Annotated in this window: 24 protein-coding genes and 1 pseudogene; 17 read left to right on the forward strand and 8 right to left on the reverse strand. The window is 43.4% G+C overall.

What is annotated here, in order from left to right:
- Nucleotides 1–5 precede the first annotated feature (5 nt).
- Genes ON006_RS26485 through ON006_RS26495 form a run of 3 tightly spaced genes read left to right on the forward strand, consistent with a single transcriptional unit; the run spans nt 6 to nt 1,300 of the window.
- Nucleotides 6–527, forward strand: a complete 522-nt coding sequence (locus ON006_RS26485) for an NADH-quinone oxidoreductase subunit J family protein (RefSeq protein ID WP_244821199.1) — start codon at nt 6–8, stop codon at nt 525–527.
- Nucleotides 524–835: an NADH-quinone oxidoreductase subunit NuoK gene (gene nuoK, locus ON006_RS26490; RefSeq protein ID WP_244821200.1), complete on the forward strand. Its 312-nt coding sequence runs from the start codon at nt 524–526 to the stop codon at nt 833–835. The genes ON006_RS26485 and nuoK overlap by 4 nt, the downstream gene beginning before the upstream one ends.
- Nucleotides 836–853: 18 nt before the next feature.
- On the forward strand, nt 854–1,300 hold the full coding sequence (locus ON006_RS26495) for a DMT family transporter (protein WP_244821201.1): 447 nt from the start codon (nt 854–856) through the stop codon (nt 1,298–1,300).
- A 59-nt stretch (nt 1,301–1,359) separates the two neighbouring features.
- On the opposite strand, the gene ON006_RS26500 is transcribed toward ON006_RS26495, so the two are convergent.
- Together ON006_RS26500 and ON006_RS26505 are read right to left on the reverse strand one after the other, a co-directional pair.
- Nucleotides 1,360–1,878, reverse strand: a complete 519-nt coding sequence (locus ON006_RS26500; protein WP_374760219.1) for a DUF6265 family protein — start codon at nt 1,876–1,878, stop codon at nt 1,360–1,362.
- 106 nt (nt 1,879–1,984) lie between these two features.
- A complete protein-coding gene (locus tag ON006_RS26505) occupies nt 1,985–3,877 on the reverse strand; it encodes an amidophosphoribosyltransferase (protein ID WP_244821202.1) in 1,893 nt (630 codons plus the stop codon).
- Nucleotides 3,878–4,184: 307 nt separating this feature from the next.
- Here ON006_RS26505 and recO point away from each other — a divergent pair, with 307 nt between their 5' ends.
- Complete coding sequence (gene recO / locus ON006_RS26510; protein ID WP_244821203.1) at nt 4,185–4,880, forward strand: DNA repair protein RecO; 696 nt, start codon at nt 4,185–4,187, stop codon at nt 4,878–4,880.
- Between the two features lie 71 nt (nt 4,881–4,951).
- Entirely contained in the window at nt 4,952–5,671 is a 720-nt protein-coding gene (locus ON006_RS26515) for a DUF4488 domain-containing protein (RefSeq protein ID WP_244821204.1), read from the forward strand.
- Between the two features lie 404 nt (nt 5,672–6,075).
- Here the strand turns inward: ON006_RS26515 and lptB are convergent, their stop codons facing one another.
- Both lptB and recJ read right to left on the reverse strand, forming a co-directional pair.
- Nucleotides 6,076–6,807, reverse strand: a complete 732-nt coding sequence (lptB, locus tag ON006_RS26520; RefSeq protein ID WP_244821205.1) for an LPS export ABC transporter ATP-binding protein — start codon at nt 6,805–6,807, stop codon at nt 6,076–6,078.
- A 34-nt stretch (nt 6,808–6,841) separates the two neighbouring features.
- Nucleotides 6,842–8,554 carry a single-stranded-DNA-specific exonuclease RecJ gene (gene recJ, locus ON006_RS26525; protein ID WP_244821206.1) on the reverse strand — a complete coding sequence of 571 codons (1,713 nt, stop codon included), beginning with the start codon at nt 8,552–8,554 and terminating at the stop codon, nt 6,842–6,844.
- Nucleotides 8,555–8,673: 119 nt separating this feature from the next.
- On the opposite strand from recJ, the gene ruvX reads away from it, so the two are divergent.
- From ruvX to ON006_RS26540, 3 genes are read left to right on the forward strand one after another with little or no spacing between them, the layout of a single operon-like run.
- On the forward strand, nt 8,674–9,087 hold the full coding sequence (gene ruvX / locus ON006_RS26530; protein WP_244821207.1) for a Holliday junction resolvase RuvX: 414 nt from the start codon (nt 8,674–8,676) through the stop codon (nt 9,085–9,087).
- Nucleotides 9,088–9,135: 48 nt separating this feature from the next.
- Nucleotides 9,136–9,720, forward strand: a complete 585-nt coding sequence (gene def / locus ON006_RS26535; RefSeq protein WP_244821208.1) for a peptide deformylase — start codon at nt 9,136–9,138, stop codon at nt 9,718–9,720.
- A 38-nt stretch (nt 9,721–9,758) separates the two neighbouring features.
- Nucleotides 9,759–10,550: an amidohydrolase gene (locus tag ON006_RS26540; protein ID WP_244821209.1), complete on the forward strand. Its 792-nt coding sequence runs from the start codon at nt 9,759–9,761 to the stop codon at nt 10,548–10,550.
- Between the two features lie 41 nt (nt 10,551–10,591).
- Here the strand turns inward: ON006_RS26540 and gatC are convergent, their stop codons facing one another.
- Nucleotides 10,592–10,879, reverse strand: coding sequence for an Asp-tRNA(Asn)/Glu-tRNA(Gln) amidotransferase subunit GatC (gene gatC / locus ON006_RS26545; RefSeq protein ID WP_244821210.1), 288 nt, complete (start codon nt 10,877–10,879; stop codon nt 10,592–10,594).
- 621 nt (nt 10,880–11,500) lie between these two features.
- Between gatC and ON006_RS26550 the strand changes: the two genes are divergently transcribed.
- From ON006_RS26550 to ON006_RS26575, 6 genes are all read left to right on the forward strand, one after another.
- The gene (locus ON006_RS26550) at nt 11,501–12,340 is read left to right on the forward strand and encodes a MotA/TolQ/ExbB proton channel family protein (RefSeq protein ID WP_244821211.1); all 840 of its coding nucleotides are present in this window, start codon (nt 11,501–11,503) and stop codon (nt 12,338–12,340) included.
- A 61-nt stretch (nt 12,341–12,401) separates the two neighbouring features.
- Nucleotides 12,402–13,016, forward strand: coding sequence for an ExbD/TolR family protein (locus tag ON006_RS26555; protein ID WP_244821212.1), 615 nt, complete (start codon nt 12,402–12,404; stop codon nt 13,014–13,016).
- Nucleotides 13,017–13,054: 38 nt separating this feature from the next.
- Nucleotides 13,055–13,636, forward strand: coding sequence for an ExbD/TolR family protein (locus ON006_RS26560; protein ID WP_244821213.1), 582 nt, complete (start codon nt 13,055–13,057; stop codon nt 13,634–13,636).
- A 29-nt stretch (nt 13,637–13,665) separates the two neighbouring features.
- A complete protein-coding gene (locus ON006_RS26565) occupies nt 13,666–14,490 on the forward strand; it encodes an energy transducer TonB (protein ID WP_244821214.1) in 825 nt (274 codons plus the stop codon).
- A gap of 221 nt (nt 14,491–14,711) precedes the next feature.
- Nucleotides 14,712–15,668 carry a substrate-binding domain-containing protein gene (locus tag ON006_RS26570; protein WP_244821215.1) on the forward strand — a complete coding sequence of 319 codons (957 nt, stop codon included), beginning with the start codon at nt 14,712–14,714 and terminating at the stop codon, nt 15,666–15,668.
- 79 nt (nt 15,669–15,747) lie between these two features.
- Nucleotides 15,748–17,499, forward strand: a complete 1,752-nt coding sequence (locus ON006_RS26575) for a tetratricopeptide repeat protein (RefSeq protein ID WP_244821216.1) — start codon at nt 15,748–15,750, stop codon at nt 17,497–17,499.
- Nucleotides 17,500–17,578: 79 nt separating this feature from the next.
- Here ON006_RS26575 and ON006_RS26580 read toward each other — a convergent pair whose 3' ends face one another.
- The gene (locus ON006_RS26580) at nt 17,579–17,785 is read right to left on the reverse strand and encodes a hypothetical protein (protein ID WP_244821217.1); all 207 of its coding nucleotides are present in this window, start codon (nt 17,783–17,785) and stop codon (nt 17,579–17,581) included.
- A gap of 212 nt (nt 17,786–17,997) precedes the next feature.
- Here ON006_RS26580 and ON006_RS26585 point away from each other — a divergent pair, with 212 nt between their 5' ends.
- Nucleotides 17,998–19,296 (forward strand): BatD family protein, encoded by a 1,299-nt coding sequence (locus ON006_RS26585; RefSeq protein WP_244821218.1) that lies wholly within the window; start codon nt 17,998–18,000, stop codon nt 19,294–19,296.
- A gap of 6 nt (nt 19,297–19,302) precedes the next feature.
- Complete coding sequence (gene aroC, locus ON006_RS26590; protein ID WP_244821219.1) at nt 19,303–20,382, forward strand: chorismate synthase; 1,080 nt, start codon at nt 19,303–19,305, stop codon at nt 20,380–20,382.
- A 329-nt stretch (nt 20,383–20,711) separates the two neighbouring features.
- On the opposite strand, the gene ON006_RS26595 is transcribed toward aroC, so the two are convergent.
- On the reverse strand, nt 20,712–22,055 hold the full coding sequence (locus ON006_RS26595) for a Gfo/Idh/MocA family protein (protein ID WP_244821220.1): 1,344 nt from the start codon (nt 22,053–22,055) through the stop codon (nt 20,712–20,714).
- A gap of 27 nt (nt 22,056–22,082) precedes the next feature.
- Nucleotides 22,083–23,066: a formylglycine-generating enzyme family protein gene (locus tag ON006_RS26600; protein WP_244821221.1), complete on the reverse strand. Its 984-nt coding sequence runs from the start codon at nt 23,064–23,066 to the stop codon at nt 22,083–22,085.
- Between the two features lie 138 nt (nt 23,067–23,204).
- Here ON006_RS26600 and ON006_RS32450 point away from each other — a divergent pair.
- A pseudogene (locus ON006_RS32450) lies at nt 23,205–24,023 on the forward strand (ABC-F family ATP-binding cassette domain-containing protein); the annotation flags it as partial.
- Between the last annotated feature and the right edge of the window lie 156 nt (nt 24,024–24,179).

Genomic DNA, 24,179 nt, shown 5'->3' on the forward strand with positions numbered 1-24,179 from the left:
ACCCTATGGAAGCAGCGGCATTTTACGGATTTTCGACACTGGCAATCGCGTCTGCGCTTTTCATTTTATTTACAAAAAACCTTATTTACGCTGCCTTTGCATTGTTTTTAGCATTTCTTGGGGTGGGGGCATTGTATGTTTTGGCGGGTGCCGACTTTCTGGGCGTGACGCAGATAATGATCTACGTGGGAGGTATTCTGGTACTGTTGATATTCGGTATTATGCTCACTCAAAAGGGCGATAAAAGCGCAGATCCTTCCAAACCAAATCGAATTGAAGTGCTCATAAAGCGGGAGGTCTGGGGATTTTTAATTGGTACCGGTTTTTTTATTTTTCTCTTGAAAGTCATTTTTACTTCTGATTTCAGAATGGCTGGCGACTCCATTAACAGTAAGTCTACCATTAAAACAATAGGTGTTGAACTGATGACAAGCCATCTGTTACCATTCGAAATCGCTGCTGTCCTGCTGCTGGTTGCCTTAATTGGCGCAGCTTACCTTGCTATGAACCGTAATCCTACGCCATGACCTCCATTCCGATCCAACATTATTTGATAGTAGGCGCGGCACTGTTCAGCATAGGATTGGCCATTGCGATTACCAAACGACATTTTATTGGGATCTTGCTCGGGATCGAGCTGATGCTGAATGCAGTGAATATTAATCTTGTGGCTTTTAGTCGTCATGATCCTGAAAGGCTGGGCGGCCAACTTTTTGCGCTTTTCGTCATTGTAGTTGCCGCGGCGGAAGTCACTGTGGCTTTGGCTATCATATTACGTGTTTATGGCCGCTTCAAAACGGTTGATCCCGACAAGGTGAGCGAACTTAAGAAATAAAATTAACCTACAAGTTGCATGAACTGGCTTTTCTTATTTTTGGCATTTCTGATTGGGATTAGTAATGCAGTTCAATCGGGAGTGAATACCCAGCTTCGCGAATCTATCAACAACCCTATTCTGGCTGCAATGACCTCATTCTTTGTGGGATTGGTCATTTTATCCATTGCCTTCGCATGCTTCAACCAAAATCCTATTCCGACGCTCAACGATTTCCGGCAGGTATCCTGGACCCGTTTTATGGGTGGGGTACTGGGGGCATTTTATGTGATTACGGTGATTTTTATTGTTAGGGACATTGGACCGGCCAATATGATTTGCCTCGTTGTGGCTGGACAGATGATAGCAGCGATGACGATCGATCACTATGGTTTTCAGGGGTTTGCAGTCCATCAGATCACATTACCGAGGATGGCGGGGGCGGTTTTGCTGGTAGCAGGTGTTTACCTGATCCTGAAAAATTAGCACAAAAAAACAGCAGCTCCCGGAGAAACTGCTGCATTTGTTCTTCGAAAATCTATCTGTTAAGGAATGCGATTGAAGATAAAAAGATCAATAAACACCCATTTGTTGTCTTCCAGCTTCCCTCTCTGGATCACCAGTTGGTTCTGCGAGCGTCTTTCGTAAATGATCCTTACCGAAATGTCGTCCTTTTCGAACAATGCCTGGTTCTTCTTGGCTTCAATAAAATTATAGCGGTCTGATACTGCTTTTTCTTCCAATGCGATGAGGCCTGGTTTGAAGTGTTTTACCATCGCAACAGGGCCTTTTTCGGTTTGTTCAAAAGCAAATACCTCGTAAAGTGCAGGTTTGTCATCTTTGATCATCCTGATATATCCCATGATATTATTGCCTGCAGGAGCTGTCCAGCCTGCTTCAATGGGTCCTCCGTTGTAGGTTCCAAGCCAATGTCCTTCGAGAAAACTAATGTCGGCCAGCTTACCCACGACAGTAGTCTGAGCCTGTGAAGACATGGCTAGTAGGCCAAAAACGAAGAGAAATGAATAGATTTTCACCAATTGTTTTTTGTCGAATTGTATCATTTGGATTTAGGTTTATTTAAAGAGGCAAGTTAAGGAAATGCCCCGACCGAAAAAATAAAAAGCCATCCTGATAATTCAAGATGGCTTTTAGCAAAAACATTCAGGATCAATATGCTCTCTCCAATTTACCTTCGTGGGAGTTAGCAAATGCTCTGTTAACTACTTTATTACCTCCGTGAGTAGGATAATTCCCAGTGAAATACCAGTCCCCAAGATGTTGTGGGCAAGCTTTATGCAAATTATCAACAGTTTGGAAAACGACAGAAAGCTCGGCATTCAGATCTTTCGGACGAATAATTTCGGCGATTTTATCGGAAATTTCCTGATCTGTAAAAGGCTCATACAAAGCCTTCACATAATTGGTAGGAAATGGATTTTTAGTCGCGATCGATGTAACACTTTGCGTGTAAACATCTTCCAGTAAGTATTCCAGATCACGTTCTTCCAGTAATTTAAGTACTGCTCTGAAAGCAACGAAATCCTTCATTCTCGACATATCGATACCATAGCAATCCGGGAAGCGAATCTGAGGAGCAGAAGACGCAACGACTATTTTCTTCGGTTTGAGACGGTCCAGCATGGTCAGAATGCTTTTTTCCAGCGTCGTTCCTCTCACAATGGAGTCATCGATAATGACGACTGTATCTACATTCTTACGAACCACCTCGAAAGTGGTATCGTACACACTTGAAACCATATCGTCACGCAAGGCATCCGCAGTAATGAATGTACGGGACTTCACATCTTTGGTCACCAATTTTTCGATTCTTGGGCGGAAAGACAATACTTTTTCGAGATCAGATTCGAAAAGAATCCCTTCCATGATCGCCTGCTTACGCTTTTTGGCAAGATATTCTTCCAACCCTTCGATCATACCCAGAAACGCCGTTTCGGCAGTATTCGGAATGTAAGAGAAGATCGTGTTTTCGAGGTCGTAATTAACCTCTTTCAATATTTGCGGGATCAATAATTTCCCAAGCTGCTTGCGTTCGTTATAAATATCCGGATCGGTTCCACGAGAGAAATAGATTCTTTCAAAGCTGCATGAGCGTTTTTCCAGACGAGGTAAAATTGGGAACTCATTGTACTCACCATTTTTATCCACGATCAAAGCAGAGCCGGGAGTTATTTCCTGAATCTGGTTGTAATCTACATTGAAAGCAGCCTTAATCGCTTGTTTTTCAGATGCTACCACAACTACCTCATCATCAGCATAATAAAATGCGGGACGAATACCAGCCGGATCACGAATTACGAAAGAAGCACCGTAGCCTGTCAGACCGCACATGGCATATCCTCCGTCGAAATCACGGCAGGATCTGTAAAGCAGTCTTTGCAGATCGATATTCTCTTCGATTACGTCAGAAAGCGTTGGATTTTCGTAAATTCCTTTGAAGCGTTCAAATACTCTTTGATTTTCTTCATCCAGGAAATGTCCAATTTTTTCCATTACCGTTACGGTATCTACTTTCTCTTTTGGATGCTGTCCCAGAGAAACCAGTTTTCCGAAAAGTTCATCCACATTGGTCATGTTGAAATTCCCCGCCATCACCAGGTTACGGCTTCTCCAGTTGCTCTGGCGAAGCATTGGATGGCAATTTTCGACCTCATTCGAGCCGTGTGTACCATAGCGAAGGTGACCCAACCAAACCTCGCCGGTAAAGGCTAGATTTTCCTGTAGCCATTTGCCATCAGTAGAGCGGTCCCTGTGGTTTTTGAGGCCTTTCCGAAATTTCTTGTGGATTTTTGAAAAAATGTCCGTAAGTGGCTGAGGTTCTACGGATCTGTATCTGCTGATGTATCTTTTCCCGGGCGGGACATCTATCTTTATGTTGGCAACTCCGGCTCCATCCTGTCCCCGGTTTACCTGTTTTTCCATCATTACCGAAAGCTTGTGCACGGCGTATAGCGGTGTGTCGTACTTGTCGATGTAGTATTGATAAGGCTTTCTAAGACGGATAAGTGCTATGCCGCACTCATGCTTAATGGCGTCGCTCATAAGAAGAGTAATGCGTTAGAGATATTTAAGTTTGCTGGTATGCAAAGCGTATTCCCTGAATAATAGCTTAACGAATTTGTAATCTTATTTAGTTCGTTACGTGGTGCAAAGGTACGAATCCTTTAGCTTAAAAAACTTCAAATCTCTCCGATTTTTCAGGAGACCATTTCTCGCCTGGGTCAGTGTCCGAAAATTTTATCTGCCAATATGATTTAATAAAAAGTTAAACTTCGAATCTTTATACAACCGGCTTGACTTAGCTAACAGAAAGATAATTAATTTTGATCAAAAGGCTTAAATAATTTATATGCTCCATAAGACGCGTGGTATAGGGCTTAGTTATCTCCGGTACCGGGAATCTTCCATTATAACCAAAATTTATACAGAAGCCTTTGGTATTCAGACTTATATAGTGAATGGGGTAAGGAGTAGCAAGTCTAAAAATAACCGCATCGCCTTGTTTCAGCCGCTTACTTTGCTGGATATGGTGGTTTATCATAAGAGTAAGGAGGATACCGTCCATCGGATTTCGGAGCTTAAATGCTACGCGCCCTTCCATTCTATCCCTTTTGATGTGATAAAATCGAGTCTGGCACTCTTTATTACGGAGATTTTGGGGAAAACATTGCGGGAGGAAGAAAGTAATGAGCTGCTTTTCAGGTTTATCGAAGAATCGATCCTGTACCTGGATGATGCCGAGACCAATTTTGAAAATTTTCACATTCAATTTTTGATGCAGCTCGCTTCCTATCTCGGTTTTGGAATTGAAACTGTTGATGACCTCGAAAGTGAGTTGAAAAGTAATCATTATCCTCAAATCCCTGATCTGGTTGAACATCGGAACATTGAGCAACTTCTATTCAGCGATTATGGGTTAAGCATTCCCCTCGACCGTACCCGGCGTATCCGGATTCTCGAAAAACTAATTTTCTTCTATAAAATCCACATGGAAACCTTGGGAGAAATAAAATCAATGGAGGTGTTGAGAGAAGTTTTGCGTTGACCGCCCGGTTATCTCGTTCATTTGGCACAATTTTGATAACGTATATTGCAACTCTAAAAAACTGATCCACAATGAAACACATACTTACAACTATCTTTTTATTGATATCATTGTTTGCTTTGGGCCAGGCAGGCCTGTCGCAGGTTCCCAAAGGCGCCTGGAAATCGCAGGAGCCGACCGGGAGTACATCGACATTGATTGTGGCTGACAATTACCTGGCTATTGCTTCATATAGTGTAGGTAACAAATATTTTGAACGCAGTGAAGGTGGGCCATTTACGATGAGCGGCGATAAGATGACCTACACCCCGGAATTCAATTCTGCGGACACTGCAAAAATCGGCATTCCCATTGTGTTTACGGTCACGGTGAAAGACGACATCCTTACATTAAGGTATGAGGAAGCAATGGTATGGATGCGGGTGGACGATGCAACCGACGTTCCGATGGCAGGGGCGTGGCATATCACAGCGCGAGCCTCGGGTGGACAGGGTGAGTTGGTAAAAATTCATCAGGAGGGAACGAGAAAAACCCTTAAACTTTTATCGAAGACGAGATTTCAATGGTTCGCAATCGATCCTGCGGTGAAAGGTTTTTATGCAACCGGAGGTGGTACATACACTGTTCAAAATGGGAAGTATACTGAAAACATCCAGTTTTTTTCAAAGGATAACAATCGGGTGGGCTCGTCTTTAAAATTTGATTATAAATTAGAAAACGGCAGATGGGACCATAGCGGAAAAAGCAGCGACGGTAAACCTGTGCACGAGATCTGGGAAAAAATAAAGTAGCCTGAGCTGACTATGTACGAGCTGTGATTAGTAACTGATTGGTCAATTATTTAGATTTATTCAAAATAATTTTAGTCGATAGCTTGAATGATTCTAAATAGCTATTACCTTTGACCTATTAATAACAGTAATGTGGGATGAGCGCCTTTACCTTGAATGAACCTGATACACTTTCTGGCCAGAGCAATTTCTGGATGAAGTCCTGTAATGAGAATATGGAATGTGTATTTAAGAAGTGTTGTGAGAAGTATAAGAAGAAAGGAAAGCACTGCAAAAAGTGTCCCAAAAAATAATAGGCTCTGTTAACTTACATATATATAGTAATACAGTTCATGGTGAATAATTGTAAGAGAGGGAGTGCCTGCGAGCGTTCCCTTTTCTATGCTGGGAAAATTTCGAACTGACTATACCTTTCTTTTAAGTTCAAAATTCTGGCCCAGATAAACCCGTCTTACTACTTCGTCTTCCGCCAGTTCTTCCGCTGTACCTTGTTTCAGAATTTTTCCTTCAAATAGTAAATAAGCACGGTCTGTTATGGACAGCGTCTCATTGACATTGTGATCGGTGATGAGGATGCCGATGTTTTTGTGTTTCAACTTCGCTACAATGCTCTGAATATCCTCTACTGCGATAGGGTCAACACCGGCGAAAGGTTCGTCGAGCAAAATGAACTTGGGATCCACCGCCAGCGATCTCGCAATTTCTGTCCGGCGACGTTCTCCACCCGAGAGCACCATTCCTTTGCTTTTACGGACATGGGTTAAATGGAACTCTTCCAGTAACTCTTCAACTTTTTGTTTTTGGTCCGCCCGCGAAAGATCCGTCATTTCGAGCACTGCCCGGATGTTTTCTTCTACGGTCAATGAACGGAAAACCGATGCTTCCTGCGCGAGGTAGCCCAGCCCCAGCCGTGCACGCTTGTACATGGGCAGGCTGGTAATGTCTTTGTCGTCGAGGAACACTTTTCCGCTGTTGGGTTTCACCAATCCCACAGCCATATAGAAAGATGTGGTTTTTCCGGCTCCATTGGGGCCGAGCAACCCGACGATCTCGCCTTGCTCAACCTGGTAACTGACATTATTATTAACAAGACGAACCCCGTATTTTTTTACAAGGTTTTCGGTTCTGAGTATCATTGTTCGTTTTAGTAATTCAACTTCCTGGCCAGGCTCAGTGAAGTTTGATGTCTTTCAAAGACAGTTGTAACGTTTTTTTATCGCGAAAGTTATTTTCTTCCAGTGAGTAGCATATCGAAAACGGTCGTCCGCTGGCCAAATCTGGATAAAAATGACCGAGACCAAAGCCAACCGCAGTAAAAACGGCCGAATTATTCTGTTTTACATCAAATTTAATGTGCTTCTCTTTCATCGTAGTAGGCCTGCCCGAAAGCGTAACGTTCCTTGATTCAAAAACAGGAGTCATATTCCCAGGTCCGAAAGGCCCCATCTGCCTCAGAATGTTATAGAATTTAGGCGTGATTACATCCAGTTCAAGCAACATATCAATGTTGATCATCGGTACCAGCTGATCTGGTAGAATGCGGCTGCTGACAATGTCATTGAAACGGGTTTTGAATGCTTCAATATTGTCGAGTGGCAAGGTAAGTCCTGCCGCAAATGTATGTCCGCCATATTGTTCCAATAAGTCGGCGCATTCTTCAATGGCTTCATATACATCAAAACCTGGTACCGAACGGGCAGATCCAGCTGCTTTGCCGTGTGACTGGGTCAGGATAATGGTAGGGCGATGGTATTTTTCAATGCATCGGCTGGCTACAATGCCGATCACACCTTTATGCCAGTCTTCCTTATATAGTACTGTGCTTTTGGCATCTATAAACCAATCATCGTTTTCAATCATGAACAATGCCTGCTCGGTGATACTGGTATCGAAAGTCCGGCGCTCACTGTTATGTTTGTTGATCTCCTGCGCAAATTCAAAGGCTTCGTCCTCGAACTCGGATAATAATAACCGTACTGCCTCTTTTGCATGCTTGATCCGGCCGGCCGCATTGATTCTCGGGCTCAACCCGAAAACTACATTGGTAATGTCGAGTGACCCGGTGATCCCTGCTATTTGTATTAATGCCTTAATACCCGTTCTTGGTGCAGCATTGATCCTTTGCAAGCCGTAGTATGCAAGTATCCTGTTTTCTCCTGTGATAGGGACAATGTCCGCGGCAATGCTGACAACCAGTAAGTCCAGATTGTCAAATAAGGTTTGTGTATCAATATTTTGGTTGATACAAAATGCCTGCAGCAATTTGAAACCTACACCGCAACCGGTCAGCTCTTTATAAGGATAAGGGCAATCGTCACGTTTTGGGTCAAGTACTGCAACGGCGGGAGGAAGCTCGTCGCCCGGGCGGTGGTGATCGCAAATGATGAAATCGATTCCTCTTTCTAATGCAGCCGTAACCTTATCTACCGATTTTACGCCGCAGTCCAGGGTGACGATTAATGTAAAGCCATTTTCGTATGCCCAGTCGATACTCTGCCAGGAAACGCCGTAGCCTTCCTCGTAGCGGTCGGGGATATAATAATCGAGGTTAGGATATGTTTTTTTGAGAAATCCGTAGAATAATGCCACCGAGGTAGTACCATCCACATCATAGTCACCGTAAACAAGGATCTTTTCTCCGGATGCTATCGCCCTGGCCAGCCTCTCGACGGCAAGATCCATATCCTTCATCAGAAATGGGTCGTGCAGTAAGGTAAGATCGGGGCGAAAGAATTGTTTGGATTGATCAAAATCGAGTATACCACGCTGTACCAGAAGCGTTGCAAGCGAGGGGCTCACTTTCAGGGATTCTGTGAGCTCGCTGACAACTTGTTGTTGTTCAGGATTAAATTCAGGGTAGTGTATCCAGCGCTTTTCAATCATGAAACAAATATAATCGGATTATGTCATGCGCCCATCAAAATCTATTATCCGCCCACGCAATCAGGAAAAGCTAATTGAAAGGTCTTATCTTTACAAATTATTAACATACTTTAAGATAAATGCCACGTCTTCTGGCGATTGATTACGGAGCAAAACGGAGCGGAATTGCGGTTACCGATCCATTGCAGATCATTGCCACCGCGCTGGAAACGGTACGGAGCCATGACTTGCTGGAATTTTTGAAAAAATATGCTGTCAGTGAGGAAATTGAAGCATTTATTATTGGAATGCCTAAAAGGCTGGACAATACGGAAAGCGACAACGCAGCGAGAGTGATGGCATTTATAAAGCAATTGAAAAAAGGCTTCCCTGATACACCAGTCCACACCCATGACGAAAGATTTACATCGTCAATGGCCTTGCAATCAATGATCGCGGCAGGATCCAAAAAGAGCGATAGAAGAGAAAAAGGCAATATCGACAAGATCAGTGCTACCATTATTTTGCAGTCTTATATGGAAAGTAAAAGGTAGCCTGACTGAAAGCTAATTATCAAAACGAATCAATAAAGTTTTATTACAATGATTTATCCCATAGTAGCATACGGCGACCCCATTCTTAGAAAACCGACCCGATTTATCGAAAAAGGTGAACTGGATCTTAAAAAACTTTCTGAGGACATGTTCGAAACCATGCATTCTGCAAATGGCGTTGGTCTGGCTGCCCCGCAAATTGGAATGAACATAAGGGTTTTTGTAGTGGATGGTACACCTTTCAGCGAGAAGGACGAAGATGAGGACGACGAGCCGGATCTGTCACTTGTTGATTTTAAAAAGACATTCATTAATCCTGAGATCCTGGAAGAGAGTGGTGAGGAATGGGCGTTTGAGGAAGGATGCCTGAGCATTCCCGGAATAAGAGGAGACGTATACCGTCCTGAAAAACTAAGGATCCGCTACCGGGATACGGAATGGAATGAATATGTGGAAGAGTATTCGGGAATGGCCGCCCGCATTATTCAGCATGAGTACGACCATTTGCTGGGCAAGCTTTTCGTTGACTATCTGCCTACTTTGAAAAAACAGTTTATCAAAAAGAAGCTGACCGATATTTCAAAGGGGAATGTGGATGCTGACTACCGTATGCGTTTCCCAAATCGCAGATAGGTACATATATAAGGGTACAAAATAATCTATTCTTCAGCATGCCGGAAGGTCACTTAGAAACATTATCACTGGCATTGATCCAGACTGATCTTTATTGGGAAGACACAACGGCCAATCTGTCCTCCCTCGAAGAAAAAATAGCAGCTTTACCAGAGGAAGTCGACGTGATCGTGTTGCCTGAAATGTTCAACACCGGTTTCACGATGAACATTTCGGTGGCTGAGCCAATGAATCTTACTACTACCAAATGGATGAAACAAATGGCGGCTCAAACGTCGTCATTACTCATTGGCAGTTTCACAGTGAAGGAAGGTAGAAGATTTTACAACCGGCTGCTCTGCGTCAAACCGGACGGTACCTGCGCATCTTACGACAAGCGGCATCTTTTTACAATGGGTGAGGAGCATCTGACGTACACAGCGGGAGAATCCAGGTTGATCTGTATATGGAAAGGCTGGAAAATTTGCCCTTTGATCTGCTATGATCTGCGGTTCCCCGTATGGAGCCGGAACACAGCCTCTGATCCCTACGATCTTCTTATATATGTGGCGAACTGGCCTTCGCGGCGCGCCCATGCCTGGAAGACATTGCTAATGGCCCGGGCCATCGAAAATCAAAGTTACCTGGTAGGCGTGAACAGGGTAGGAATGGACGGGAATGGGTTGAGTTATCATGGCGATTCGGTTGCGCTGGATTATCTTGGCGAACCCGCGACTATGCTGGGCAGCATCGAAACAGAAAAAATCGTCCGGTTCTCAAAAACAGAACTTGATCAATACCGTCAAAGCTTCCCGGCACTTTCCGATTCCGACAGTTTTGAAATAGTTTGATGAACCATGGGACAATGTGTCCCAGACAGTTTGTCCCAGACTTACTCAATTACCTTAGGTACCATTATATAGGAGTCGTTTTTCGACGGAGCGTTGTGTAACGCGTCTTTTCTGTCGAGATTATTCACCGCTACATCTTCTCGCCAGTTGTTCACTTCGTCCATAATGTGGGTGAGTGGCTCAACTCCTTCCGTATCGATTTCATTCAACTGGTCCATCCAGGTCAGCACCGAGTCCATGCTCTTCAACAGGGCCGCCTCTTCTTCCGGTTTGATCTCCAGCCGGGCTAGATGGGCGATTTTTTTGAGGGAGTCATGATCGATTTTCATGGTATTAAGAATTTGTTAAGTTAGCTCCTGGGTGTAAATGAAATTCAAAATTACCTGATTTTTGCGATTCTGTTTTCAGGCGGGGCGGTAAATTGTAGGTGGGGTACCAGATTTCTCCTGCTGGTAACAAACTTTGAGGAAGCGATTTTGTCAAATTATGGGCGGCGATGTAAATTTTGCTTACCCGAAATTTAAAATTGTTGTTTAGACACATAGTAGGAGAAAAATAAAATTTGCTTTTCTAAGGTAATCTTGAAATATTTTGAAATACAATTATCGGGTTTAAAAAACATGTTGACAGGGAATCGCATAAAGAGTACAATTATATATAACCTTGTATAAGATGCATATTCGCTTACTAATGAGCATTAAACCCAGATTTTGTAAGAAAATAGGTGGGATAGGTTTCTTTAAAATATGCAATTTGTAATTGTTCAGGCAAAAAATCAGAGAAAAAAACTGAGGAAATGCTTGCTTTTTTTTAAAAGGAAAACTCATACTTTTGTAGAAGTCGATAAATTAAAAAGCAATCGAAATTTTATTTTACCAAAACCAGTTTTAACCAAAAGTTTTATTTAATTCACAACCAAAATCTCAATTTAACCTTTAAAAGTAAGTCTGATGGAAAAGAAAGCTACAAGTCCGGCACCAGCTCCAAAGCCTGCTGCGGCAGCAACAAAAGGCAAAGGCGGTTTGAACCCGGCATTGGTAATCCCTCTACTATTTGCGATTGCATTATGTGTTTACATTTTCGTTCTGGGAGCTCCGGAACACTTTAAAGATGGCGATCACGCAAAAGGCCCAATCGATGGTGATTACTACGGAATCGTTTACAAAGGAGGTCCTATCGTACCAATTTTGATGACTTGTTTCCTGATCGTGTTAACATTTACAATCGAGCGTCTGATTACTTTGAACAAAGCCTCAGGTTCAGGCAGCATTGATGCGTTTGTACGCAAGTTGAGAACCCTTCTTGACAAAAATCAAATCGAAGAAGCTATCAAAGAATGTGATAGACAAAAAGGATCTGTTGGTAATGTAGTAAAAGCAGGCCTTTTGAAATATAAGCAGTTGACTACAGAAACTGCTCTTGACAAAGAACAAAAACTGGCGGCTCTTCAGAAGGAAATCGAAGAAGCTACTACGCTTGAACTTCCAATGCTTCAGAAAAACCTTACCATCATCGCTACACTTGCGGGTGCATCTACTCTTTTGGCACTTCTTGGAACGGTAATCGGTATGATCAAAGCGTTCGCGGCACTTGGTACATCAGGTTCTCCTGACTCTGCTGCTCTTGCGACTGGTATCTCTGAGGCCCTTATCAATACAGCTCTTGGTATCGGTACTTCGGCTATCGCGACTATCTCATACGCTTACCTGAACAGCCGTGTTGACGATCTTACTTACAGCATTGACGAAATTGGCATGAGCCTCCAGTCAAACTTTGCTGCGCATTATTAATAGTTTTTTAAACTATTAATATGAAAGTTTCGTTAATATAAAAAAAACTTATATATTTGCTATGGGAAAGGTAAGACCTAAGAAGCACGCGCCGCATACGGATATGACAGCGATGACTGACGTAGCGTTCTTACTACTGACGTTCTTTATCATGACGGCCACGTTCAAGTCGAATGATGCGGAGATTACAACTCCGTCTTCTATTTCGCAGATCAAGGTTCCTGATGATGATATTATGATCATTAGTATAGACAAAGCGGGCAAGGTATTCTTTGGAGTGGATGCAAAACCAGTTAGAGCAGCAATGCTTGAAAACATTGGGCAAGCTAAAGGGATTACGTTCACTGACACTGAAAAAGCAAAATTCGCGTTGCAAAGCAGTTTTGGATTTCCTTTGAATCAGTTGAAACCCTGGTTGAATATGCCAAAGGAACAAATGCCACAGGTTAAGCAACCTGGTATCCCTGTAGATTCAACGGGAGCCAGCGAATTAGCTGACTGGGTTTATGCAGCACGTAAGGCCAACAACCAGTTACGGATTGCTTTAAAAGGAGACAACCTTTCGAAGTTCCCTGTATTTAAGGATGTACTGGCTAATTTGCAGTCGCAGAACATTAACAAGTTCAACCTGATCACAGGAAGTGAGCAAGCCCCTGCCGGCTATACAAATGATTAGTAACATTTAGTAAGATATCATTTAATTAAAGAGAAAAAATGGCAGCAATTGAAGAATCGGGTGGTGGGCATGGCAAAGGCGACGGTAAGGTTCGGGCCAAGAAGATGTCTACCCGTGTGGATATGACTCCCATGGTGGACTTAGGCTTTTTGCTCATTACCTTTTTTATGCTTGCGACAACCATGTCAAAGCCAACATCCATGACGTTGGCTGTGCCTGATAAAACTGATGAGGAAGATCAGGAAAAAACAGAACCGTTGAAAGCATCCAAAGTTTTGACCTTGTTTATGGGTGCAAATGATGAGGTGTATTATCTGGATGGGGTAGCGGCTGATGATGACAAAGCAGAGGCATCTTTGAAAACAACCCGCTACGGGTTTGATTTGAGAAGTGTAATTTTTGCTTCTGCCAAAAGAATCAATGCAGCGAATCCAAAGGATGAAAAAGGAAACGAACCTTTTGTGGTCGTAATTAAGCCAACAGCAGTGTCTACCTATAAGAACATGGTGGACGTATTGGATGAAATGGCGATTACAAAATCAAAACGATATGCACTCGTGGAGACTCTTACTGACGCAGAAAAGAAGCTCTTGGGGGACAAAGTCGAAGTTAAAAATTAATTTTTAATCAAATCTAATTTCAAAGCGCCATGGCAGAAATAGGCCCGAATGCAACACTGGATGATATAGTGTTTGCGGATCGTAATAAGGCGTACGGAGCATTTTCACTTCGTCAGGGATATCGTGCAGATGTGACGAAGGCTACTTTAATCGGTGCTGCTCTCTTTATTCTCGCAATGTTTACACCGTCAATTATTAATAAATTGACGGCAGGGAAAGAGGAAGAAGCTGCAATGGTTGAGGTGGATCTAATGAAAATACCACCGCCGCCAATTGACCCGGCAGAACCACCACCGCCACCACCGCCTCCGGTAGAACAACCTAAGGTGAACACGGTGAAGTTCTTACCGCCCGAGGTTAAAAAAGATGAAGAGGTTCCAGAAGAGGTACCACCACCAACAGTAGAAGAAATTAAAGAAGCTGTTGTTGCGGATAAAACAGTTGAAGGTGATCCAAATGCGAATGAGATCATCGTTGCCCCCGAAGCTGTAGCGGCGCCTAGCAAAGGTACAGTAGTAGAAGCGGCTCCGGAACCGGAGAAGATTTTTACAGTCGTTGAGCAACAGCCGGAATTCCCGGGAGGTACTGCGGAGATGTACAAATACTTAGGTAAAAATATCAAGTATCCAAGTGCAGCGTCCCGAGCCAACGTATCAGGAAGGGTTTTCATGTCATTCGTTGTAAACGTTGACGGTAGTATCCAGGATGTGGCTGTTTTAAAGGGATTGGGTTTTGGTTGCGATGAAGAAGCGATGCGTGTTGTGAAAGCAATGCCTAAGTGGAAACCAGGAAAGCAATCAGGACGTGCGGTTCGTGTTAAATACAACCTGCCAATCAATTTCCAACTGGAGTAACTCATGAGGGAAAAACCATTGCATGAGAAGATCGGTGATCTAACCTCTGTGTTAATGGCTCTGACATACATAGGAGGAGGGGTCTTTTTGATCCTCTCCTCCTTGTCTTTTAAATTGTTACCTATTGGCAGTTTGCCCAGATATGCCTTTGCTGGCACACTTATTTTGTATGGGGCTTACCGAGGCTATAGAGTTTGGAAAAGAAGAAATCAGGATGAGTCATGAAATTTAGGTTAGCCGGATTATTATTTGCTGCATCACTGGGGGTATTCAACTTAATGGGATGCAAATCTTCAAACGGTGAACTGGATAATCCAAGACAAGGCAGTATTACAATTGCATCTGATGAGTCTTTTAAACCGCTGGTAAATGCGCTGACGAATGCATACGAAGGAATTTATCCTAATACGCATTTTCAAATCGACTACAAGCCGGAGCAAGAGGCAATCCGTCAGCTTCTTCAGGACAGTGCCAGGATTATTTTTGCAACCCGGCAATTAAATCAGAAGGAGCAGGACATCATTAAGCAGCAAAAAGGGACTCAAAAGTTTCAGCATATCGCGACGGACGGCCTGGCGTTGGTAGTAAGCAAATCCAATACCGACAGCCTGATTACAATGCCTGAAATCAAAGGTATCCTGGAAGGTAAGATCACCGACTGGTCACAGTTGAAGGGAGGTAACCAGAAAGGGCTTATTACGCTGGTTTTTGATAATGCAAATGCAAGTAATCTGAACTTTATACTGAAGAAATTTGAGATAAAGGATATTCAACGTTTGCGTATTATTTCATCGGGCTCCAATGAGAAAGTGATTGATGATGTCAGGGCAAATCCATTGCATCTCGGATTTATCGGGGTTAATTGGATCAGCGACGGGCATTCACTTGCATCAGAAGAGCTTTCAAAGGGTATTTTTGTAATGGGTGTCGCAAAAAATGCGAACCCGGATTCATTGTCAGAGTACATTCAGCCGTTTCAAGGAGGGCTGGAATTTAAAAGATATCCTTTGTTCAGGGATCTTTACATTATTAGCCGGGAAGGATATTCCGGACTGGGCGGAGGGTTAATGACGTATATCGCACGGGATGTAGGCGGATTGATTATTCAGAAAATGGGATTGCTACCAACGGTGCCTTACCCGAGAGAACTGGAAATAACCACCGGGAAAAACTTTTAGTGAACGTAAACAATTTAATAGATTTGGGACTTGTTATTGAAAAGCCAAATTTTTTATCATTATTTTAACCGGGTAAAAAATGAACAGAAACATGAGAATGAAATTAGTAGCACTGGTATTTGGTTTATTAGCGTTTGTTAACTTACACGCACAAACGACGCAGGACGGGCTTGCATTGATCCATGGAGAACGTTACAATGAAGCAGGTGAATTATTCAAGAAACTTGCAGAAAGTACTCCTTCTGCCGATAACCAGTATTACCTTGGTTATTACTATATAAAAACCAATCAGTTGGATGAAGCTCAAAAAGCTTTTGAAAAAGGTATTCAGCTTGACGAAAAATCGTATTTGAATCAGGTAGGTTTGGGTACTATCGCGCTTGCAAAAGGCGATCGTGCAAAAGCAAAAGAACTGTTTGAAACTGCCGAGAAGAAAAAGGGTAAAGATGCAGAAGTTTTGTTCAGAATGGGAGAGGCATATACGCTTTTCGAAAAGCAAAATGATCCTGCTGAGGCGATCCGCCTTTTGGACGCAGCTATTAAAAGGGACAAAAACCTGGCAGATGCTTATATCGCAAAGGGCGACGCATTAATGCTACGTAACGAAGGTGGTAATGCTGCTACTGCTTATGAGTATGCATTGACTGCAAAACCAAATTACCCGGTGGCCTATAATGCAATTGGTCAGATTTTCCTGAGAGGTAAAAACTATAACCTGGCTCTTGAAAACTACAAAAAGGCAATCGAAGCAGACGCTAACTTTGCTCCTGCATATAAAGATCTGGCTGAATTGTACTTCTTCGCTCAGAAATACAAGCAAGCTGCTGAGAACTTTGACCTTTACATTCAGAAAAGTGGTACTACGGATCCTGAAATGAAGTTACGCGCTGCCCAGTTTGCATTTACTGCTGACGACTATGCTAAGTCGCTAAAACTTTTGGAGGAAATAAAAGGTAAGATCAATAATCCGATCACATTGCGTATGTATGGATGGTCTTATTTCAAAACCAATGAACCTGACAAAGCGATTGAAAATCTGAATGAGTTCATGAAGGTTGCGCCGGACAAAGTAATTGGTGATGACTACAAATATCTTGGCCGTGCATATAATCAGAAAGCGACCAACGGTAAAGGTTATGATTCAACAGGTGTCCTATACATGTTGAAAGGTGCTGATTTGGATACTAGCAAAGCTGAGGCTGCTACGACTTATAAAGAAGTAGCGACATTGTACTACACAGCGAAGGACTATCCTAATGCAGCTGCTGCGTTCGCAAAAGGTATCGCTTTGGATACTGCCAAAGCAACAGCTAACGACTACTACTACCAGGGGTTGGCCAACTTTCAAACTGCTACAAGTTATGCGTTGCCAATAGCAAGCGATTCTAATTATGCTGACAGCGCGAAGATTGCGGCTATCAGAAAGGAATTGTTCCTGAGAGCGGATTCTATTTTCGCGACGGTAACACAAAAGCTGCCAGATTGGCCTTATGGTTACTATTGGAGAGCTAGTACACTCTACAATGCTTACGACAGACAGGAAAACATTGATAAAGGTATTTCTGCTCCATACTACCAGAAGCTGACAGAGCTTGCCGAGAAGGATCCAGATCCTTCTAAGTACAAGTCTTATCTGAAATTGGCTTACGGCTACCTGGCGTATTACAACCAGACTACATTGAAAGACCAGGCTAAGGCGAAGGAGTATTGGGAAAAATTGTTAAAAATAGATCCGGACAATGCGTCTGCTAAGGAAGCATTGGGAATTGCTGTGGCACCAGCCGCACAACCTGCGACAAAAGCTGCTCCTGCTGCACCTAAGAAGAAATAGGGATACTTGCTTATAAATAGAATAGCCGCCTGGAAAATCCGGGCGGCTATTCTATTTATAAATAAAAATGGAAATATCTTTAGCCTAGGGAAGACAAACGTGCAAAACAAGTATTCAAGACTGGTAAGTGAACAGTAGCATAATGATCATAGCACCACTGTCTTAAACGTTTTACCTCAGCTGGCATCAACATACGTATCGCTTTTCTCAATTCTTTTTCAAACAATCTGCGGTCGAAGCTAACTTTTTGCAGAATAATTTTGATGTATTCAAGCATCGAGGCCATAGTATTATGTAGTTTTGTGGTTTAGGGACGTGTAAAATATGGGATGGGAATCAGCAGAAGCGTAAGGTTACAGCAATTCCTAATAAAGTTAACGAAAATAATTCATGAAATTATATGCGTTATTAAATATTTTTTTGTGTTTTTCTGGTACACTTTGTGCACAAGTGATAAATGATGCCGCAACCATTGAATTTGGCTCTAAAAACCTTTCATTGGATCAACCCTTGCTGATTTCAGTTGTGCTCCGGGATGCTGAGACAAGGCCCGCTGTCATTTTTCCGGAAATTAAAGACTTGGAGAAGCGGAGTAAATCCGCTACCAGTTCGATCAGTACCGTTGATGGGAAAAAGGTCGTTATACAAACTATCACACAAGAATACTACGCAGTTAAGCCCGGGAATTATCTGATCCCGGAGTTTACAATGATTATTAATGGGGTAAAGCTGCGCTCGGAAGAAACAATGGCCGTGTTTTCTCAGGGTGCGATTGCAGCTGAAACCAATGCCGAGCCAGCTGGCAATTCGATATTGGAACAGGATCTTGGAGATAATGATCGGGATATCTTTCTTTCCGTGCAGACCGATAAAAAAGATGTATACATCCGACAGGGCTTTGCATTAAGAATATCTCTCTATATCGCAGAAAATGCCCCGGTAGAGATGGAATTTTATAGGTTTAATGAACAGCTTCAATCTATTTTGAAGAAACTGAGACCTGTCAATTGCTGGGAGGAGAATGTTGGCATTGAAGAAATAGTAAAACGGAGAGTAACGATACGGAAAAGGAAATACACGGAATACAACATGTATCAGGCCCGACTTTTCCCGATAACCTCGGAGGATATTGTATTTCCGTCGATTACACTGAACATGCTGGTAACGGATAATAATGGGGCGGTAAATGTAGACAGGAAAGTCGTCAGGGCTTTTATGTCGCGGCCTACAAAGATATCGGTAAGGCAGCTTCCCGACCATCCGCTAAGAGATCAGGTAGCGGTCGGCCAATACAGTTTAAAGGAAAATCTGTCCAGCAAGCTGGTCTATCCCGGAGAAAGTATCCGGTATATGTTTAAAGTGGAAGGTGTCGGAAACATTGCGGCTATTCCCGACCCTGTCACACAGGCAAGTTCTTCTTTCGATATTTATCCACCTGAAAAGAGCCAGGTAATTAAAAGAAGTTATCAAGGTGTGATCGGGGAGAAAACTTTTGATTACTTTGTTGTGCCAAGAAAGGATGGCACATTTGCCCTCGCGCGGTATTTTCAATGGATTTATTTTGATTCGACCAAACAGAAATATGATACGCTGCGATCGTCCAGGACCCTTGAAGTAAAGGGAGAGGATTATCGACTCGCAAATCTGTCATTAAGCGGCTCAGCGGGTTTGTACGACAATTTGGAAAGCCTTGACAGCAGCAATGAAAGCATTAATTATAAACAAATCTTAAAGGACGCAACCAATGCTATTGTAGTCATTTTACTGATCACAATGATTTGGGTATTCAGAAAGTAACATTTAATGGGAAGTACATACGGAAAAATTTTCAAGATCGCGACGTTTGGGGAGTCCCATGGCGTGGGGATTGGGGTAGTGATCGAAGGCTGTCCGGCCGGCGTGACATTTGACACAGATTTTATTCAAAGTGAATTGACCCGGCGAAAACCAGGGCAATCGCGGATTACGACGCAGCGAAAAGAGGCAGACGAATTTGAGGTACTGTCGGGGGTATTTGAAGGTAAAACAACCGGTACACCCATCGCATTGATCATTCGAAACGAAGATCAGCGCAGTAAGGATTATTCTCACATTGCAGCACAATTCAGGCCGTCACATGCGGATTATACGTACCAGGTAAAGTATGGTGTAAGGGATTACCGCGGTGGTGGCAGAAGTTCGGCGCGCGAAACGGCAGCCAGAGTTGCAGCAGGGGCATTGGCGAAGCTACTTCTTGCGGAGCTCGGTGTTAACGTCCAGGCATATGTGTCGCAGGTAGGAGCTATGAAGCTCGAAAAGTCCTATGATGAACTGGATTTAACAGAAACCGAAAATAACGCTGTACGCTGCCCGGATCCGGTTATGGCGCAACAAATGTTCGACTACATTGACAGTGTGCGGAAATTGGGAGATTCCGTTGGTGGTGTCGTGAATTGTGTGATTAAAGGTACACCGGCTGGCTGGGGTGAACCGGTCTTTGACAAGCTGCATGCGGAGCTTGGGAAAGCAATGCTAAGCATCAATGCCGTAAAAGGCTTTGAATACGGAAGTGGGTTTGAGGGGGTGACATTGCTGGGATCGCAGCACAATGATGCGTTTTATATTGACGACAACGAAAAGGTACATACCCGTACCAACCATTCAGGTGGAATACAGGGTGGGATTTCCAATGGAGAAGATATTTATTTCAAAGTAGCATTCAAACCGGTGGCGACCATTATGCAGGATCAGGAGAGCATTGATCAGCATGGCGATGTGGCGATTGTGCAAGGCAAGGGAAGGCATGACCCCTGCGTGGTTCCACGTGCGGTGCCTATTGTGGAGGCAATGGCAGCATTGGTACTGGCTGATTTCTATCTACGCAATAAGTCAAGCCGCGTTTAAAACTTGTGCTTCTTACGCCTTTGGTTCAGACTGAGGACAAGCCAAATTGTTCCCAGGAATTCTATGACCAGCCCGCTTAATATGATGGGATTGCTCAGCTGGGTTCTGGTGGAGTTTAAAAACGAACCTGTGGCCAGTAAAAGCATACCAGCCAGGAGAAGAAGTGCAGCGTTTCGTAAACTTAGTTTCACTAACTAGATAGTTCGTTCCACAATATATTTCGTTATGCAAATTCTGTTACCGAATATATAAATTCCCTTTAAGGAATGCTATTCTCGTAAACAAAAAATGGCTCAGTATGAGCCATTTTTTGTTTACAACCTAAATCATTATATCACTTGTGTCTTTCCCGGAACAGCCACTGGATACAGGCCGTCTGGTCCTGGAAGGATTTTCGGCGAAGCATCCCAAGCTAATTTGTCAGGGAAAAGATTGATGTCTGACTTCAAAGCCTCATCCCAGGCAATCATTTTGCCTGAATATGTTGCCATACGACCCATAATAGCGGTCATAGTACTTTTTGCACCATTTTCAGCGTCAGCAAATTTGTATTCACCTTTTGCGATAGCTGCAAACAGTTCGTCGTGTTCTACCTGATAAGGGTTTCTGTCACCTTTGTCATCATGTTGATAAATCACACCGCCTTTATAGTCTTTCAGGATAGTTTTTTTGCCGTCGAAACTATCGATACGTCCTTTTGTTCCTACGAAAGCTTCATCGACACGGTTCCAGGTCCCTTCAAACTGGCGGCATTGGCTTGAAATAACCGTTCCGTCAGCATAGATCAGATCCAATGTGTGGTGGTCAAAGATCTCACCGTAAGCTTTGCCGGTACGTACTTCGCGTCCGCCTGTTCCTTGAATTTGCACAGGATAACCTTTTTTCACCCAGTTGGCAACATCAATATTGTGGACGTGCTGCTCTGAAATGTGGTCACCACAAAGCCAGTTGAAGTAATACCAGTTTCTCATTTGGTACTCCATTTCGGTTTGGCTTGGCTGACGTTCCTTCATCCAAGGGCTGCTTCCAACCCAGTAAACCTGTCCGCCAACGATATCACCAATAGCGCCATCGTGAATTCTTTTGATAGCCTCACGATAGTTGGCCTGGTAGTGACGCTGTAAACCAACCACTACATTCAGTTTCTTTTTCTTCGCTTCTTCAGCAAGTTCCAACACTTTGCGGATACCAGGAGCATCAGTAGCAACTGGTTTTTCCATAAATATATGTTTGTCGTTTTTAACCGCTTCCTCGAAATGAGAAGGACGGAAACCCGGAGGGGTTGCCAATATTACAACATCAACATCTTTAAGCGCAATTGCCTTTTTGAATGCATCAAAACCTACGAATTTACGATCATCAGGAACATCGATTTTCGTCTTTGTGTCTACCAGCGCACCAGCGGCGTTTTTGTATTTCTTAGCAGTCAGGTTTTTATAAGCATCGTCCAGGCGATCTTTGAAAGCGTCAGCCATCGCAACGATCTGTACATTCTGAGTAGTGCTCAAAGCCTGAGCCGCCGCGCCAGTACCTCTTCCGCCGCAGCCAATAAGGGCCACTTTAATGGTTTCTCCTACGGCGCTATTGGAGCCGTAGCCTGACATTGGTTTCAGTATAGCACCTCCCGCAATCAGGCCTGATGCTTTCAAAAAATTACGTCTATTTTGTTCCATTTTTTAAGAATTAAGAGTTTAATATGATCAGTAATCTTCAATCAATTTTGGGCTGTAATAGGCTTTTATTTCCTCAGCAGAAGGTGTTTTAAGCGGTCTTACCACTCTGAACCCAACAAAGGATGCGCTGGTCATCCACCATTCGCTTTTTGGCAATTGCGGGTCAAGTATTTTCCATTCCGGCTTGGAAGCAGTTCTGGCGGCACTACGCAAATCGGCAGGCTCGTCGTCCCATGAACCACCACGAACCGCTGTCGGATAAAGCTCTGTAACTGGTGCGTAAGCTTCTCCCTTTGGTTGTTTGGCATAATAATCAGGAATGTATTGGTCCAATGTCCATTCCATTACATTTCCGTGCATGTCGTGAAGTCCCCATGCATTAGGTTTTTTGGTACCGATTTTCTTATAAGCAGCATCACTGTTTTTACGATACCACGCGTATTCATCTATTTTAGATTCGTCACCAAAAGAATATGCTGTTTTTGATCCTGCGCGGCAAGCATATTCCCATTCAGCTTCGGTGGGAAGTCTGTAAAAAATGCCTGTTTTTTCGTAAAGCCATTTGCAAAAATGGATCGCTGCATACTGCGTCATATTGATCGCCGGGTATCCTGAGCGGCCCATTCCGAATGACATATCAACATAAGGAGGACTTGGGCGAGTACTGGCGTCTGTTTTTTGAACGCTTTTTTCAGGATCAGGGTGACGTGCTGCCATTTCCTTCTCCATATTTTTGAAGGCGTACAAGTCATAAATGTCCCATATCACCTCAGTTTTTCCCATCCAGAAAGGTTCGATTTTAACCTTGTGCTGAGGGCCTTCGTCAGCGCGTCGTCCCTTCTCTGTGGCAGGGCTGCCCATTGTAAATTCTCCTCCGGGAATTGCAACCATGTCATAAACTTGCGGGCTGCCTCCGATTTTTTGTGTATAACTCTTAAAATTACTGTCTTGCGCAATGGCATTCAAACAAATGAAAACGGCTGGGATTAGGTAAAGAAATTTTTTGGACATGATAAAAAACGTGTTCTATGGAACCATCTAACTGAATATAAGCGGCAATATTAGCCTATTTACCCAATGAAAACGAATTTTTTCTTTGTTGTTTAATATCTGTCCTAACTTTGCAGATATTGAATTTTACAATTTATCATGAATTACCTTTCAGCAGAAAATATAGCAAAGTCATTTGGTGATCAATGGCTTTTTAAAAATATCAATTTCGGGATAAGCAGGGGAGACAAAGTAGCGCTTATCGGTACTAACGGCACTGGAAAAACCACGTTTTTGAACATACTAACAGGAAAAATTCCGGCGGACGAAGGCGAGGTTAGCATCCGTAAGGATATTCGGGTAGGGTACCTGGATCAAAGCCCCGCGTTTGATGAAAACCTTCCCGTTCTCGAAGTAATTTTTTCCTCCAATAACCCCGTCGCTCAGGTTGTAAAACGATATGAGCATGCCATTGAAACCGACAACCACGATGAACTCGCGGAGGTAATGGAGGATATGGACAAATTCAATGCGTGGGATTTTGAATACCGTACCAAAGAAATCCTCGGAAGGCTGGGCATTCATCATACTGACAGCCTCTTTGGGACATTATCCGGCGGCCAGCGTAAAAGGGTAGCTATGGCGAAAGTCTTGCTGGAAGATCCAGACTTGTTGATCCTGGATGAGCCGACCAACCATTTGGACCTTGATACTGTCGAATGGCTCGAAAATTATCTTAATACCTCCAATACTACGCTGCTAGTCGTAACCCACGACCGCTATTTCCTGGACACAGTTTGCAATCAAATGCTGGAACTTTCTTTTGGTTCAGCTTACAGCTACAAAGGCAACTATTCATATTTTCTGGAAAAAAAGGCAGAAAGGGAAGAAATTGAAGCGGCGGGTATCGATAAGGCGCGGAACCTGATGCGGAAGGAGCTGGATTGGATTCGCAGACAACCCAAAGCCCGTGGTACCAAAGCAAAATACCGCGTTGATGCATTTGAAGAGCTGAAAGAAAAAGCCAGCCAGAAGAAATTCGATACGCAAATGGAGCTGAATGTCCGAACTTCACGGTTGGGCAGCAAGATCATCGAACTGGAAAATGTCAGCAAGGGATTTGACGGCCGCCAG

Source organism: Dyadobacter pollutisoli, assembly GCF_026625565.1.
GTDB classification, from domain to species: domain Bacteria; phylum Bacteroidota; class Bacteroidia; order Cytophagales; family Spirosomataceae; genus Dyadobacter; species Dyadobacter pollutisoli.

Excerpts from the sequence above, each read along its gene's own strand:
- ON006_RS26565 (WP_244821214.1), top strand. The coding sequence starts at position 13,666 with ATGGCAGAAATAGGCCCGAATGCAACACTGGATGATATAGTGTTTGCG.
- nuoK (WP_244821200.1), top strand. The coding sequence starts at position 524 with ATGACCTCCATTCCGATCCAACATTATTTGATAGTAGGCGCGGCACTG.
- def (WP_244821208.1), top strand. The coding sequence starts at position 9,136 with ATGATTTATCCCATAGTAGCATACGGCGACCCCATTCTTAGAAAACCG.
- lptB (WP_244821205.1), bottom strand. The coding sequence starts at position 6,807 with ATGATACTCAGAACCGAAAACCTTGTAAAAAAATACGGGGTTCGTCTT.
- ON006_RS26570 (WP_244821215.1), top strand. The coding sequence starts at position 14,712 with ATGAAATTTAGGTTAGCCGGATTATTATTTGCTGCATCACTGGGGGTA.
- ON006_RS26485 (WP_244821199.1), top strand. The coding sequence starts at position 6 with ATGGAAGCAGCGGCATTTTACGGATTTTCGACACTGGCAATCGCGTCT.
- ON006_RS26550 (WP_244821211.1), top strand. The coding sequence starts at position 11,501 with ATGGAAAAGAAAGCTACAAGTCCGGCACCAGCTCCAAAGCCTGCTGCG.
- ON006_RS26540 (WP_244821209.1), top strand. The coding sequence starts at position 9,759 with ATGCCGGAAGGTCACTTAGAAACATTATCACTGGCATTGATCCAGACT.
- ON006_RS26600 (WP_244821221.1), bottom strand. The coding sequence starts at position 23,066 with ATGTCCAAAAAATTTCTTTACCTAATCCCAGCCGTTTTCATTTGTTTG.
- ON006_RS26560 (WP_244821213.1), top strand. The coding sequence starts at position 13,055 with ATGGCAGCAATTGAAGAATCGGGTGGTGGGCATGGCAAAGGCGACGGT.
- ON006_RS26575 (WP_244821216.1), top strand. The coding sequence starts at position 15,748 with ATGAACAGAAACATGAGAATGAAATTAGTAGCACTGGTATTTGGTTTA.
- ON006_RS26580 (WP_244821217.1), bottom strand. The coding sequence starts at position 17,785 with ATGGCCTCGATGCTTGAATACATCAAAATTATTCTGCAAAAAGTTAGC.
- ON006_RS26555 (WP_244821212.1), top strand. The coding sequence starts at position 12,402 with ATGGGAAAGGTAAGACCTAAGAAGCACGCGCCGCATACGGATATGACA.
- ON006_RS26495 (WP_244821201.1), top strand. The coding sequence starts at position 854 with ATGAACTGGCTTTTCTTATTTTTGGCATTTCTGATTGGGATTAGTAAT.
- ON006_RS26500 (WP_374760219.1), bottom strand. The coding sequence starts at position 1,878 with ATGATACAATTCGACAAAAAACAATTGGTGAAAATCTATTCATTTCTC.
- recJ (WP_244821206.1), bottom strand. The coding sequence starts at position 8,554 with ATGATTGAAAAGCGCTGGATACACTACCCTGAATTTAATCCTGAACAA.
- ON006_RS26515 (WP_244821204.1), top strand. The coding sequence starts at position 4,952 with ATGAAACACATACTTACAACTATCTTTTTATTGATATCATTGTTTGCT.
- recO (WP_244821203.1), top strand. The coding sequence starts at position 4,185 with ATGCTCCATAAGACGCGTGGTATAGGGCTTAGTTATCTCCGGTACCGG.
- ruvX (WP_244821207.1), top strand. The coding sequence starts at position 8,674 with ATGCCACGTCTTCTGGCGATTGATTACGGAGCAAAACGGAGCGGAATT.
- ON006_RS26595 (WP_244821220.1), bottom strand. The coding sequence starts at position 22,055 with ATGGAACAAAATAGACGTAATTTTTTGAAAGCATCAGGCCTGATTGCG.
- ON006_RS26505 (WP_244821202.1), bottom strand. The coding sequence starts at position 3,877 with ATGAGCGACGCCATTAAGCATGAGTGCGGCATAGCACTTATCCGTCTT.
- aroC (WP_244821219.1), top strand. The coding sequence starts at position 19,303 with ATGGGAAGTACATACGGAAAAATTTTCAAGATCGCGACGTTTGGGGAG.
- gatC (WP_244821210.1), bottom strand. The coding sequence starts at position 10,879 with ATGAAAATCGATCATGACTCCCTCAAAAAAATCGCCCATCTAGCCCGG.